This is a genomic window from Microbacterium sp. AG238, assembly GCF_003610405.1.
In the GTDB taxonomy this organism is placed as follows: Bacteria; Actinomycetota; Actinomycetes; order Actinomycetales; family Microbacteriaceae; genus Microbacterium.
In genome coordinates this window covers 1769136-1783533 of sequence record NZ_RAQC01000001.1, presented here as the reverse complement: position 1 = coordinate 1783533, position 14398 = coordinate 1769136, and the positions used below count along the sequence as shown (strand labels likewise).

The following is a 14398-nucleotide window of genomic DNA, read 5'->3' as shown; positions in this document are numbered from 1 at the left end:
GCCATCGGGTCCTTCCGTGTCGGACGCCCTCGCTAGCCTGGCGGAATGGCGCTCGACCTCATCACCGGACCCGACGGCCTGGACCGCTGCGGCTGGGTGGGTGACGACGCCGAGTACCGCCGCTACCACGACGAAGAGTGGGGTCGCCCGCTTCACGGCGACCGTGCGCTGTTCGAGAAGCTGAGCCTCGAAGGGTTCCAAGCGGGGCTCAGCTGGATCACGATCCTGCGCAAGCGCCCGCGCTTCCGCGAGGTCTTCGCCGGCTTCGAGCCGGTGCGTGTGGCGGCATTCGGTGCGACGGAGATCGCGGCTCTCATGGCGGATGCCGGCATCATCCGCAACCGGGCGAAGATCGAGGCCACCATCTCGAACGCGCGGCTGCTGCTCGACGTCGCCGACGGCGAGTTCGACGAGCTCATGTGGTCGTTCGCTCCTGAGGCGGGCCGGCCTCGCCCCGCGACACTGGCCGACGTGCCGCCGGTGACGGCGGAGTCCGAGGCGATGAGCAAGGCACTGCGCCGACGTGGCTTCCGATTCGTCGGTCCGACGACGATGTACGCGCTCATGCAATCGACCGGCATGGTCGACGACCACGTCGAGGGATGCCACCGAACCCTCGCCCTCGACGTCGCGAAGCCCCACAATGGGGAGGTCCGCACCGAGAGGATGTCCGATGGCCGCCGCATCCGCTGAGATCGTCGCCGATTCGCACGAGGTCATCCGCGTCCGCGGCGCGCGCGAGAACAACCTCGACGATGTCGACGTCGACATCCCGAAACGACGTCTCACGGTGTTCACCGGGGTGAGCGGCTCGGGCAAGTCCTCGCTCGTGTTCGGCACGATCGCCGCCGAGTCGCGGCGTCTCATCAACGAGACCTATCCCACCTTCGTGCAGCAGTTCATGGCGCAGATCGGGCGGCCCGACGTCGACTCGCTCGAGAACATCAGCCCCGCGATCATCGTCGACCAGGAGCGGATGGGCGCGAACGCGCGCTCGACCGTGGGCACGGCGACCGATGTCCACGCGATGCTGCGCGTGCTGTTCAGCCGCATCGGCGAACCGTTCGTAGGGTCGCCGCAGGCGTTCTCGTTCAACGTGCCCTCGGTGTCCGGCGCCGGCAAGATCACCATCGCCGTGGGCGGCGATGCGGGCCGCGAGCAGCGACGGTCGTTCCAGGTGACGGGTGGCATGTGCCCCGACTGCGAAGGTCTCGGCGAAGTGAGCGACGTGGACATCGATGAACTCGTCGATCGGTCGAAGTCTCTCAACGAGGGGGCCATCCAGGTTCCGGGCTACAACGCCGACGGCTGGATGGTGCGCGGGTACAGCGAGTCGGGTCTGCTCGATCCCGACAAGCCGATCGCCGAGTACTCGGATGCCGAGCTCGCGGACTTCCTCTACAAAGAGCCCACGAAGGTCAAGATCCAGAGCATCAACATGACCTACGAGGGGCTCGTGCCCCGGATCACGAAATCGATGCTGCAGAAGGATCGCGACGCGTTGCAGCCCCACGTCCGGGCTTTCGTCGAGCGTGCGGTGAAGTTCATGCCGTGCTCGGCATGCGGCGGAACGAGACTCAACGCGGGCGCGCGCTCGGCGAAGATCGCCGGCGCGAGCATCGCGGACGCCGCGGCGATGCAGATCACCGATCTGGCCGACTGGCTCGGGGCGATCGACGCCCCCGCCGTCGAGCCGTTGCTGGCCGGCCTGCGAGCCACCGTGCAGTCCTTCATCGACATCGGCCTCGGCTATCTCTCGCTCGACCGCTCATCGGGAACGCTGTCGGGCGGCGAAGCTCAGCGGACGAAGATGATCCGGCATCTCGGGTCGAGCCTGACGGATGTCACCTACGTCTTCGACGAACCGACCGCGGGTCTTCATCCGCACGACGTCCAGCGCATGAACGAGCTGCTGCGGGGGCTCCGAGACAAGGGCAACACCGTGCTCGTCGTCGAGCACAAGCCCGAAGTCATCGAAGTCGCCGATCACGTCATCGACCTCGGTCCCGGGGCGGGACGCCATGGCGGGCGGATCCAGTTCACCGGATCCGTCGCCGAGTTGCGGGCATCCGGCACCCTGACGGGGCGGCACCTCGACCACCGGGCTCAGCTCAAGCCGACGGTGCGGGCGTCGACCGGCGTCATCGAGATCCGTGGAGCGACCGCCAACAACCTCAAGTCGGTCGACGTCGACGTCCCGCTCGGCACCCTCACGGTCGTCACCGGGGTCGCCGGCTCGGGGAAGTCGTCGCTCATCCACGGCAGCCTCGCGGGGCGGGAGGGAGTCGTCGTCGTCGACCAGTCGTCCATCCGAGGCAATCGTCGCAGCAGCCCGGCGACGTACACGGGCCTGCTCGATCCGATCCGGTCGGCGTTCGCGAAGGCCAACGGGGTCAAGCCGGCTCTCTTCAGTGCCAACTCGCAGGGGGCGTGCCCGGCGTGCAAGGGGCTGGGGGTCATCGTCACGAAGCTCGGCATCACCGCATCCGTCGAGACCGAGTGCGACGTGTGCCAGGGGTCGGGGTTCAGTCCCGAGGTCCTCCAGTACACCCTCGACGGGCGGACCATCGCAGACGTGCTCGCGCTGAGCGCAGCCGAGGCGGCCGAGGCGCTGCCCGCACGTGTGGCGGGCGGCATCCTCTCGCGTCTGATCGATGTCGGCCTCGGTTACATCACGCTCGGCCAGGCGCTCAGCACACTCTCCGGCGGGGAACGACAGCGGCTGAAGCTCGCGATCTCGATGGCCACGTCGGGTTCGGTGTACATCCTCGACGAGCCGACGACGGGCCTGCATCTCGCCGACGTCGACAACCTCCTCGCCCTGCTCGACCGGCTCGTCGGGGCCGGCAACTCCGTCATCGTCATCGAGCACCATCAGGCGGTCATGGCGCACGCCGATCACATCATCGACATCGGTCCCGGTGCCGGGCGTGACGGCGGGCAGGTCGTGTTCGAGGGGTCGCCGGCCGACCTCGTGGCGGCCGCCGACACACTCACCGCGCAGCATCTGCGGCGCTACGTCGCGACGAGCGCGGCGCCGGAGCGGTGATGCACACGTCCGCCAGGGTTGACATGGGGAGAACTCCCCATGTCAACCGCCGAATCCGGCACCCCTCTTGACATAGGGTGGTTCCGCAGTTCAACCAGCGCGAGCCCGGAAGCCGGGCCGATGATCGTCGCCCCGGGGGGAGCCGAGCCCAATGAAGTCGACCTCGTGGCTGCGGGCACGCCCGCGAACGCTCATCTCCGCCGGCATCGTGACCGTCGCAGCGCTCACCATCGGCACGCTCGCCGTCGCGTACGAGGGCGAACCCACGACCGAGGTCGACCTCCACGACGGCGGCGTCTGGGTGACGAAGCAGTCGAGCCTGCTCGTGGGGCACTACAACAACGAGTCGCGTGTGCTCGACGGAAGCCTGCGTACGACGTCCGCTGAGTACGACGTCCTCCAGTCGGGTCCTCGCGTGGTCGTGGTCGACTCCGACGGCTCGGCGATGTCGGCGGTCGATCCGGCGAAGGTGGTGCTGTCGGGCACGGCCGAGGTGCAGCCCGGCGCGCAGATCGCCCTCGGTTCCGACACCGTCTCCGTGCTCGACGCTGCCGGCGACCTGCGCACCGTCCAATTCGCCGGCGTGAACGGCTTCAGCTTCGAGGGCAACGAGCCGATCGCCGAACTCGGCGAGAACGCGACCGCGACGGTCGGCACCGACGGCACGATCTACGCCGCGTCCGCGGCGGGTGCGTCGCTCTACGCCTACGCACCGATCGGTGACGGCACCGTCGCCCAGACGGCGGAACGACGCCTCGAGGGCATTGCCGAGGACCACGAGCTCGCGATCACATCGCTCGGGCAGACGCCGTTCGTGCTCGACCGTGACACCAATCTTCTGTACGGAGGAGACGGCTCGCAGACGAACCTTCCCGCCGACGCGCTCCTGCAGCGCCCGTCGAACTCGGCCGAGACGCTCACGGTGAGTACCGGCAGCGCCTTGCTGCGGGTGCAGCCGGGGGGTCAGACGACCACGATCGAGGCCGGCGCCGAGGGCACACCTGCCGAGCCCGTTTACGTGGGCGGCTGCGCCTATGGGGCGTGGTCGGGTTCGGGTGTCTTCGTCCGCGACTGCGCCGACGACGCCGACGACATCGTGCAGAAGATCGAGGGCATCGATCCGGCGGCCAAGCTCGAGTTCCGCGTGAACCGCGACGTCGTCGTGCTCAACGACGTGTTCGGCGGTGCGGCGTGGCTCGCGAGCGAGAACATGCAGCGCGTCGACAACTGGACCGACATCACCCCGCCCGAGGGCACGGGTGACGAGGAGCAGGAGACGACCGAAGAGACGGTCGAGACCGCCCTGCCCGAGCGCACGGAGGAGAACACGCCGCCGATCGCCGTGGACGACTCGTTCGGTGTTCGTCCGGGTCGCACGACCGTGCTCCCCGTCCTCTTCAACGACACCGACGCCGACGGTGACGTGCTCGTCGCCGAAGCGACGAGCGATCCTGCGTTCGGCCAGATCTCGCCGATCCAGAACGGCGGCGCCCTCCAGATCGCGGTGCCCGACGACGCGTCGGGGTCGACGTCGTTCACCTACAAGGCCGACGACGGCCGGGGCGGCGAAGCGTCGGCCACCGTCCGGCTGTCGGTGCGAGGCGACGACGAGAACTCCCCGCCGGTCCAGCAGCGCGTCACCCCGGTGACCGTCGAGGCCGGCGGCACGACGTCGTACAACGTCCTCAGCGAGTGGATCGACCCGGACGGCGACGACATCTTCCTGAAGTCGGTCCAGCCCGACGGCGGCGACGAGGCCGACTTCACCTCCGACGGCCAGATCACGTATCGCGCGATCGGCGCCGTGCAGGGCCGCAAGGACGTCCCCATCATCGTGTCGGACGGAACCGACGACGGCGCCGGTGTCCTCCGCATCGACGTCCGCCCTCCCGGCACGACGGTGCCCGTGACCAACGCCGACCACGTCGTGACCCGGGTGGGGCAGTCCGTCACCGTCTCTCCTCTCACCAACGACACGAGCGCGGGGCGCGAGCCGTTGCGTCTGACGCGCGTCGACGAGGTGGAGGGCGCGACGATCCAGCCCGACTTCGCCGAGCAGACCTTCACGTTCACCTCCGACGTCGTGAACACCTACTACGTCGACTACCTCGTGTCGGCGGGCCCGAACAGCGTGCCCGGCCTCGTTCGTGTCGACGTCCTGCCGGCCGCCGACACCAACCTCCCGCCCGTCGCGGTGCGCGATGTCGCGTTGCTGCCGGCCGGCGGCGATGTGCTGGTGAACGTCCTGGGCAACGACACCGACCCCGCCGGCGGCATCCTCGTCGTCCAGTCGGTGACGGCCGACCCGGACGGCGGCGTCACCGCGGCCGTGCTCGGCCACGAGACCGTCCGCATCACCGACCAGGGCTCGCTCAGCGAACAGACCCGGGTGTCGTACACCATCTCCAACGGCGATCAATCGGCCACCGGCGAGATCGTCGTGATCCCGATCCCCGCGCCCGACAAGCTGCGGCCCCCGGTCGCGAACAACGACACGGCGGTCGTGCGCGTGGGCGACGTCGTGACGATCGACGTGCTCGCGAACGACACGCACCCCAACGGCGACACGCTGCACGTCTCACCCGAGCTCGTGCCGCCGCTCATCGACGAGGTCGACGGCCAGGTGTTCGTCTCGGAGGACAAGCTCCGGTTCCGCGCCGGCGACGAGCCCAAGACCGTCAACGCCACCTACGAGGCGGTCGACAGCTCGGGTCAGCGCGCCGGCGCCTATGTGACGATCCAGATCCTGCCCCGGCAGGACGACGCCAACGCGGCGCCGCGCCCGCGCGACCTCACCGCGCGCACCCTGAGCGGTTCGAAGGTGACGATCCCCGTGCCCCTCGACGGCATCGACGAGGACGGCGACTCCGTCGAGCTGATCGGCATCGCGAGCTCGCCGAGCAAGGGCCGTATCGTCGAGACCGGGTCGAACACCTTCGTCTACGAGGCCTTCGACACCAGCGTCGGCTCGGACTCGTTCACCTACCGGGTGCGCGACCGCCTCGGCAAGGAGGGCACCGCGCGTATCCAGGTCGGCGTCGCGCCGCCGGAGACGACCAACCAGGCGCCATACGCGGTGAAGGACGCGGTCATCATGCGGCCGGGACGCCAGGTGGCGGTCTCGGTGCTCCTGAACGACTCCGACCCCGACGGCGATCTGTTCGGCTTCGCCGCCGACGCACTCGAGGTGCCGGACGTCGACGGGCTCGCGGCCGAGGTATCGGGCGAGCAGGTCATCATCACCGCCCCCGACGTGCCGATGAACACCAGCATCCAGTACACGATCGAGGACGCGCGCGGGCTGAAGGCCACGGCTCCTGTGCAGATCACCGTCGACCCCGACGTGCCGCTGCAGCGCCCCATCGCCCGTGACGATCGCGTGCGCGCCGAAGACGTCGACGAGAACGGCGTGGCCGAGGTCGCGGTGCTCGACAACGACGACGATCCCGACGGCACGCGCAGCGCGCTGCGCGTCACGCTCGGTGCCGGCGGCGAGAACGCGACCGTGCGGCCCAACGGCACGGTCTCGGTGCAGCTGACCGACGAGCGACAGCTCATCACCTACTTCATCACCGACGAGGACGAGCTCACCGCGGCCGCCTTCATCCACGTGCCCTCTCTCGCCGAGCTGCCGCCGAGCCTGATCTCGACCGAGGCGCTGGTCGTGCAGAGCGGCGAGACCGTCGAACTGCCGCTGTCGGAGTATGTGCGTGCCTCGGGCGGACGCGACGTCGTCGTCACCGAGGCCGAGAAGGTCACTGCGGCGCACTCCGACGGAGCATCCCTCGTCAAGGACGAGCGGACGCTCGTCTACACCTCCGCCGCCGACTACTTCGGTCAGGACGCACTCACCTTCGAGGTCACCGACGGCTCCGGTCCCGACGACCCCGAGGGCCGCAAGGCGACCCTGATGATCCCCATCACCGTCACGCCACCCGACAACCGGCCGCCGAGCATGATCGGTGCGCAGATGGATGTCGCGCAGGGCGAGGACGCGCGAACCCTCGACCTCGCCGCCCTCGCGACCGACCCCGACCCGGACGACGCCGGAAACCTCCGGTTCGCCATCGTCGGCGGAGCGCCCGACGGGCTCACGGCGCGCGTCGACGGCTCGGTGCTGTCGGTGCAGGCGAGCACCGACGTCGCCAAGGGGACGTCGCTGCCGGTCCAGGTGAGCGTCACCGACGGCGAGTCCGACCCGGTGACGGCGACGATCACGGTCACGGTCACCGCTTCGACGCGGCCCCTCGCGACGGCGAACGCCGACGTCATCGAGCAGGCCGACCAGGGTGCGACGATTCCGGTCTCCGTGCTCGACAACGATGTGAATCCGTTCCCGGAGACGCCGCTGAAGGTCGTCGGAGCGTTCACCGAGACATCGGGCGCCTCCGCCACCGTCGCCGGCGATCGCGTGGAGGTCACCAGCCGTGCGGACTTCGTGGGAACGCTCGTCGTCCGCTACCGGATCCAGGATGCGACGGGCGACCCCGATCGCGAGGTCGAGGGTCAGATCCGCATCACGGTGCAGGGGCGTCCCGACGCGCCCGGCAAGCCGACGGTCACCAGCGTCGAGAGCCGCACCGTCGTGATGTCGTGGTCGCCGCCCGTCGACAACGGCGCGTCGATCACCGGCTACACGGTGCGCTCGACGTCGGGTTCTTACAGCCGCGAGTGCCGCTCGACGACCTGCACGCTCGACGGGCTGACGAACAACGTCGAGTACAACTTCGTGGTCACCGCGACCAACCGCGTCGGCGAGTCCGACCCGTCGCTGCCGTCCGAGACCGCGCGTCCCGACCAGCGGCCCGACACCCCCAACCCGCCGACGCTCGCGTTCGGCGACCGCAGCGTCGACGTCACCTGGACGGCTCCGCGCACGGAGGGCTCGCCCGTCGAGAGCTACAGCCTGCAGATCTCGCCGGCACCGCCCTCCGGTGTGGCCGAGAAGACCGGCGTGACCGGCAGCCCCATCACGTGGGACGGCCTGCAGAACGGTGTGCAGTACCAGGTGCGCGTGCGTGCCCACAACCGCGCTCCCGAGCCGTCGAGCTGGAGCGTCTGGTCTCAGGCGATGGTGCCCGCCGGCAAGCCGGACGCTCCCGGCGCACCGTCGACGCAGCGCCTCAACCCGGTGGGCAACCGCTCGCAGATGCAGGTGAGCTGGAACCAGCCGGCGAACAACGGCGATGCGATCGCGGGGTACCAGCTGCAGGTCCGCCGCGGCGGCGCGACCGTCGACACCATCAGCGTGCCCGCCGGCCAGACGAGCCAGGCCGTCACCGTCGACACCTCGACGACCGACTACACGTTCGTCGTCCGTGCCCAGAACAAGGCGGGCTGGGGCGAGTGGAGTGCGGCATCCGCACCTCGACGCGCCTTCACGCCTCCCGGCGCCCCGACCGGAATCAGCGCGAGCGAAGGCGACAACCGCGTCACCGTGTCGTGGACGGCCGGGCCGCTCAACGGTGCGAACCCGGGTGAGGTCAGCTACCAGTACTCCGTCAACAACGGCGGCTGGCGCAACGACTGGATCGGCGGCGGCAACGGCGGATCGGGCACGATCGGCAACGGTCAGGTCAACAACAACGGCACCTACACCGTGCGCGTTCGCGCCGTCGCCACAGCCGACGGATCGCGGTACGAGGGCGAGCCCTCGGCGGCCTCCAACCAGGTCGCACCCTACGGTCAGATCGGCAACCCGTCCGCCAGCGCCACGCGCGACGGAAACCGCGTCACGCTGTCGTGGTCGTCGCCGTCCCGGAACGGTCGCGACATCACCACCGAGATCAGCATCAACGGCGGCGGATGGCAGCGCGTCGACGCGAGCGGATCCAGCCCGCGCGGCGATGTGGGCTACAGCAGCACGCAGTCGATTCGGGTGCGCGTGAGCGCCGCTGGCAGCGAGGCGCGTGAAGCCTCGGCGAGCGTGACGACGCCGAACCCGCCCCCGCCGCCGCAGCCCCGCGCGTCGGTCGAGAAGGGTTCTCCGGTCGGCGGCTGCGTCAACGGCTGCTTCCACCTGAAGGTGAACACGCAGGACTTCCCCGCGGGCAACTACCGCATCGACTGCTACGACGGCAACCGGAAGTTCAACACCTACCCGTCGTCGTACGACGTCCCGGCCAACGGCTCGATCCAGCTCGACTGCTGGATCGGCGCCGACGGGCGAGACATCTCCGCCGAGATCATCGGCTGGGGCCGAACCGGTACGACGCGCTGGTAGCCCCCGCATCCGCCCCCGGCATCCATTCACCACGAGGAACGAGAACGAACGAATGAGCATGACACCCGAGCAGGCAGCGTGGTTCCGCGACACCTTCACGCGCCTGATCGACAACGTCGACGCCGCCCTGCTCGGCAAGCGCGAGGTCGTGGCCCTCGTCCTGTCGGCGATGATCGCCGAGGGGCACGTGCTGCTGGAGGATGCGCCGGGCACGGGCAAGACGAGCCTCGCGAAGGCGATCGCGGCGAGCGTGCAGGGCACGTCGACCCGCATCCAGTTTACGCCCGACCTGCTGCCCTCCGACGTCACCGGCGTCACGATCTACGACCAGGCGAACAAGCGCTTCGAGTTCCACCGGGGGCCTGTGTTCGCCTCGATCGTGCTCGCCGACGAGATCAACCGCGCGTCGCCCAAGACGCAGTCGGCGCTGCTGGAGGTCATGGAGGAGTCGCGTGTCACGGTCGACGGCGTCGCGCACGAGGTGGGCCGCCCGTTCCTCGTCATCGCGACCCAGAACCCGATCGAGCAGGCCGGTACGTACAAGCTGCCCGAGGCCCAGCTCGACCGCTTCATGATCAAGACCTCGATCGGCTATCCGACCCTCGCCGTCTCGGAGCGCATCCTCGTCGGCGCCGTCGACCGCAACCCATCTGCGAGCCTCAAGCCCGTGATCACCACGCGTGCCGTCGGTGAGATGGCCGACCTGGCCGCGACCGTCCACATCGATCCGGTCGTCGCCCGATACGCCGCGCAGATCGTCGAGGCCACGCGTGAAGCATCGGCGACGCGTCTGGGCGTCTCGGTGCGCGGGGCGATCGCGATGATCCGCATCGCGAAGGTCTACGCCGCGGCGCAGGGACGCCACTACGTCGTGCCCGACGACATCAAGCTGCTCGCCCTTCCGGTGTGGGCTCACCGCCTCGTGCTCGACCCCGAGGCCGAGTTCACCGGCACGACCCCCGAGACGGTCATGAACAACGCCCTCGCCGACGTCGAGGCGCCGCTCGCGCGGGCGGACGCTTGATGGCCACACCCCCTGCCGCCCCGACCCCGACGCGTCGTCCGCGCCGGGGCCGCGGTGCTGCCGGCGGTGACGCTGCCGCTGCGGCGGGGAGCACCGCCGACGCACGCACCGTCGGCGACACGACGCGCGACGCCGACGCGACCGTCCAGGTCGGGGCGACGACACTGTCGGCCGACGCCGCACCGGTCAATGCCGAGGCGCCGTCGCGGCTCGTCGTCTGGCGTGAGCGGCTCGAGTCGTGGTGGGCGGTGGCACGCCGCGGCATCCGACTGGTCACCCGGACGATCCGTCCGCTCGGCTGGGTGCTGCTGTTCGCGACCCTGCTGCTCTGGTTCGTCGCGCTCAGCTTCGGATGGCAGGAGATGGTCATCGCAGCCGTCATCCTCACCGCCATCGTCGTCTTGAGCGTGCCCTTCCTCTTCGGCGGCACGGCCTACGACGTCGACCTCGACCTCACGCGCACCCACGTCGTCGTCGGCGAGCGTGCGATCGGCGGGCTGACCCTCGTGAACGGGACGTCGCGGCCGATCCTGCCGTCGCGGGTCGTGCTGCCGGTCGGTTCCGGTCGCGGCGAGTTCGATGTGCCGCGACTCGCGCCGCAGGCCGCCCACGAGGAGCTGTTCGCCATTCCCACCACCGCGCGCGGGGTGCTGGCGGTCGGACCGGTCAGCGTGCTGCGCGGCGATCCGCTCGGACTCTTCGAGCGCAGCAGCGACCGCCGTCAGGCCGTCGACCTCTACGTCCACCCGCGGACCGTCCCCCTCGAGGGGCTCTCGCTCGGGCGTCTGCGCGACCTCGAGGGGCTGCCCTCGACGCAGCTGGCCAGCGACGACGTGTCGTTCCACGCGTTGCGGGAGTACCAGCCCGGAGACGACCTGCGTCACGTGCACTGGAAGTCCACGGCCCGCGTCGGCAACCTCATGATGCGTCAGTACGAGGAGACCCGCCGATCGCACTTCGTGCTCGGGCTCTCGACGTACGCCGGCGACTACGCCGACCCCGACGAGTTCGAGCTGGCGATCTCGGCCGCCGGTTCGATCGGTCTGCGCGCTCTGCGCGACTCGCGGATGCTCGAGGCGCGCACGCAGCGCGGCCCGTTGCGCACGCAGGGGCCGCGTCGCCTGCTGGACAACCTGTCTGTTCTCGAGCACTCGCGCCAGCGCGACGGAGGGGTCGTGGCCCTCGCGGGAACGATCGCGATCAACTCGCACGGCATCGCGATCGTCGTGCTGTTCTGCGGTTCGGGTGCCGACTCGGCCGAGCTCAAGCTCGCCTGTTCGCGACTGCCCCTGGGGGTGCGTGTGCTCGCCGTGGTCGCCGACCGCTCGGCCGAGGTGCCGCTGCTGCGCCGTGTCGGCGATGCCGACGTCATCTCCATCAGCGCGCTCGACCAGCTCGCTCCCGCGATGCGGAAGGTGCTCTCATGATGTCGCCGCGGCGCCGCCGGCTCGTGCTCGACCTTGTCGCCATCGCGCTGCTGCTCGCCGTCGCGATCGTCGGCTTCGGACCGACGTTCGATGGCGGCGCCTACCTCATCGCGGGGTTCGGCGCGCTCGTCATCGGCGTCGGCATCGCTTGGCTGTGCGCCCGCCGCCGCTGGGGCGTGCTGCCCGCAGCCGGCCTGACCGTGGCCGCGTACTTCATCTTCGGCGGCGCGCTCGCGCTTCCCCAGACCGCGCTTTTCGGCGTCATCCCGACGCTCGAGACCTGGACCCAGCTCGCTCTCGGCTCGGTGCAGTCGTGGAAGCGCCTGCTCACGACGGTCGCCCCGGTCGCGCCCTACGACGGCCACCTGATCGTGCCGTTCCTGCTGACCCTCGTCGCCTCCGTCCTCACGGCCTCGCTCGCCCTGCGCCTGCGTCAGGCCGCATGGGCCCTGATCCCCGTGACGGCGTTCCTGGTCACGCAGATCCTGCTCGGGATGACCGAGCCCGCGATCCCCGTCCTGCAGGGCGTCGTCTTCGCCGTCGTCGCGTCGGTGTGGCTCGCGCTGCGACAGGCCTGGGACCCCGACAACGCCGCCGTGCGCATCGAGCCGTCGGCGACCTCGGATGCCGCGACCCTCCGGCACACGCGCCTGCGTCGGCTGATCTCGGGGACGGCGGTCGTGGCCGTGGCCGTGGGCGCCGGTGTCGCGACCGCCGCGGTGGCGAGCCCCCCGTCGACGCGGTACGTGCTGCGCGACATCGTGATCCCGCCTTTCGACGTGAAGCAGTACCCCAGCCCCTTGCAGGGATTCCGGGGCCTCGTGCGAGATGACGCGGAGACGCCGCTGTTCACCGTGCAGGGTCTTCCGGACGGTGGACGCATCCGCCTGGCGACGATGGACGCGTACAACGGCATCGTCTTCAACGTGTCGGACGAGGGAGCCGGCTCGTCGAGCTCGTTCACGCCCCTCCGGTCCAACATGTCGCCCGACGCCGAAGGCGTTCCCGGTCAGCTGCAGTTCGAGATCGACGAGCTGCGGGGCGTGTGGCTTCCCGACGCCGGGGCCGTCCGGTCGATCGAGTTCGAGGGCGAACGCGCCGACGAACTGCGCCGCACCGCCCACTACAACGACGCCACGGGGACCGCTGCCGTCACCGCGGGACTCGCCCCCGGGACGACGTACACGGTCGACACGGTGTTCCCCGTGCTGCCCAGCGACCAGGCGCTCGCCGACGTACCCTTCGCGCCGGTGAAGATGCCGAAGCAGGAGGGCATCCCCGACGGTCTGTCGCAGATCGCCACGGATGCCGTCGGCGACGCCGAGACCCCCATCAAGCAGGTCCAGGCGTTGGCGAACTGGCTGTCGACGGACGGCTACTTCAGCCACGGTCTCGAGGACGACCCGTACTCGCCGTCCGGTCACGGCGCGGCCCGCATCACGAGCTTCTTCGGCGGCGACGAGATCATCGGCGACGACGAGCAGTACGCCGTCGCGATGGCGCTGCTGTCGGCGCAGCTGGGCATCCCGGCGCGCGTCGTCATGGGATGGCACCCCGACGAGGGCGACACCGCGGGGGAGTTCACCGCGACGGGCGACAACGTCCACGCGTGGGTCGAAGTGGCGTTCGAGGGGTACGGGTGGATTCCGTTCGATCCGACACCCGACGAGGACAACGAGCCGAACGAGCAGACGACGACCCCGCGGGCCAATCCCAAGCCGCAGGTGCTGCAGCCGCCGCCGCCCGCTCAAGAGCCGGCCGAGCTGCCGCCCGCGATCGCGAACGACCGCGATCAGGAGGAGGAAGACGACCCCGGTTTCGATTGGATCGGCGCCATCCTCGCGCCGGTCGGCATCGGCATCGGCGTCCTCGCGATCATCTTCGCCCCGTTCGTGATCATGGGTGCGGTCAAGACCGCGCGGCGCACGAGACGGCGCAACGCCGACAAACCCGCCGACCGCATCAGCGGGGGATGGGACGAGCTGATCGACCGCGCGGTCGACCTCAACGCCCCCGTCGCCTCGGGTGCGACGCGTACCGAGAGCGCTCAGGTGGTCGCTGCCACGATGGAGCAGCCCGACGTGACCTCACTCGCCACGTCGGCCGATGCCCGTGTCTTCGGTCCGGGTGAGCCGACGCCGGAGGACGTCGACGCCTTCTGGCGTGAGGTCGACGCGATCGTCGTCGGAATGAGCGGGCGGGTGTCGGTCTGGCGTCGTCTGCGCGCACGTCTGAGTCTGCGCTCGCTCCTGCGCGGCCGCACCCGACGTACTCGGGGAGGCGACGCATGAGCGCGATGATCTTCGACACGGAACCGCTCACGGGCGTTCCCGACATCCGTAGCGGCGCCCGTGCGCTGCTGATGTGGGATGACGGCACCCGCACGGCCGTCTACGGTCGTACCGTCTTCGGGCGCGACCCTCATCGCACCAGCGGTGCCGATGCGATCGTGCTGCGCGACGAGACGCTGACGCTGTCGCGAACGCACTTCGAGCTCGTTCCGCTCGATCCCGTCGGCCTCGCGGTCGTCGATCGTGCATCGACGAACGGCGTCGTCGTGACGCGTGGGAGCGACGGTGTTCCCGTCGTGCCGGGCATGCAGACCGTGCTCCGCAGTGGCGACCGGCTCGACCTCGGCGATCGGTGGCTCGTCATCGAGGTCGTGCGGTGACACC

General features: G+C 69.9%; 7 protein-coding genes. All 7 read left to right on the top strand.

Annotated features, from left to right (window positions below; translation table 11 throughout):
* The first annotated feature begins 45 nt into the window (after positions 1 to 45).
* The 7 genes from DEU36_RS08325 to DEU36_RS08295 all read left to right on the top strand — a co-directional run bounded on the left by DEU36_RS08325 (position 46) and on the right by DEU36_RS08295 (position 14394).
* Complete coding sequence (locus DEU36_RS08325; protein WP_120263736.1) at positions 46 to 693, top strand: DNA-3-methyladenine glycosylase I; 648 nt, start codon at positions 46 to 48, stop codon at positions 691 to 693.
* Positions 674 to 3049 carry an excinuclease ABC subunit UvrA gene (locus DEU36_RS08320; protein ID WP_120263735.1) on the top strand — a complete coding sequence of 792 codons (2376 nt, stop codon included), beginning with the start codon at positions 674 to 676 and terminating at the stop codon, positions 3047 to 3049. The genes DEU36_RS08325 and DEU36_RS08320 overlap by 20 nt, the downstream gene beginning before the upstream one ends.
* A gap of 151 nt (positions 3050 to 3200) precedes the next feature.
* Positions 3201 to 9272: an Ig-like domain-containing protein gene (locus DEU36_RS08315; RefSeq protein ID WP_120263734.1), complete on the top strand. Its 6072-nt coding sequence runs from the start codon at positions 3201 to 3203 to the stop codon at positions 9270 to 9272.
* A 52-nt stretch (positions 9273 to 9324) separates the two neighbouring features.
* The gene (locus DEU36_RS08310) at positions 9325 to 10296 is read left to right on the top strand and encodes a MoxR family ATPase (protein WP_120263733.1); all 972 of its coding nucleotides are present in this window, start codon (positions 9325 to 9327) and stop codon (positions 10294 to 10296) included.
* Entirely contained in the window at positions 10296 to 11723 is a 1428-nt protein-coding gene (locus DEU36_RS08305) for a DUF58 domain-containing protein (RefSeq protein WP_120263732.1), read from the top strand. The genes DEU36_RS08310 and DEU36_RS08305 overlap by 1 nt, the downstream gene beginning before the upstream one ends.
* Complete coding sequence (locus tag DEU36_RS08300; protein WP_120263731.1) at positions 11720 to 14014, top strand: transglutaminase-like domain-containing protein; 2295 nt, start codon at positions 11720 to 11722, stop codon at positions 14012 to 14014. The genes DEU36_RS08305 and DEU36_RS08300 overlap by 4 nt, the downstream gene beginning before the upstream one ends.
* On the top strand, positions 14011 to 14394 hold the full coding sequence (locus DEU36_RS08295) for an FHA domain-containing protein (RefSeq protein ID WP_120263730.1): 384 nt from the start codon (positions 14011 to 14013) through the stop codon (positions 14392 to 14394). The genes DEU36_RS08300 and DEU36_RS08295 overlap by 4 nt, the downstream gene beginning before the upstream one ends.
* Positions 14395 to 14398: the final 4 nt, after the last annotated feature.

Excerpts from the sequence above, each read along its gene's own strand:
- DEU36_RS08325 (WP_120263736.1), top strand. The coding sequence starts at position 46 with ATGGCGCTCGACCTCATCACCGGACCCGACGGCCTGGACCGCTGCGGC.
- DEU36_RS08320 (WP_120263735.1), top strand. The coding sequence starts at position 674 with ATGGCCGCCGCATCCGCTGAGATCGTCGCCGATTCGCACGAGGTCATC.
- DEU36_RS08315 (WP_120263734.1), top strand. The coding sequence starts at position 3,201 with ATGAAGTCGACCTCGTGGCTGCGGGCACGCCCGCGAACGCTCATCTCC.
- DEU36_RS08310 (WP_120263733.1), top strand. The coding sequence starts at position 9,325 with ATGAGCATGACACCCGAGCAGGCAGCGTGGTTCCGCGACACCTTCACG.
- DEU36_RS08305 (WP_120263732.1), top strand. The coding sequence starts at position 10,296 with ATGGCCACACCCCCTGCCGCCCCGACCCCGACGCGTCGTCCGCGCCGG.
- DEU36_RS08300 (WP_120263731.1), top strand. The coding sequence starts at position 11,720 with ATGATGTCGCCGCGGCGCCGCCGGCTCGTGCTCGACCTTGTCGCCATC.
- DEU36_RS08295 (WP_120263730.1), top strand. The coding sequence starts at position 14,011 with ATGAGCGCGATGATCTTCGACACGGAACCGCTCACGGGCGTTCCCGAC.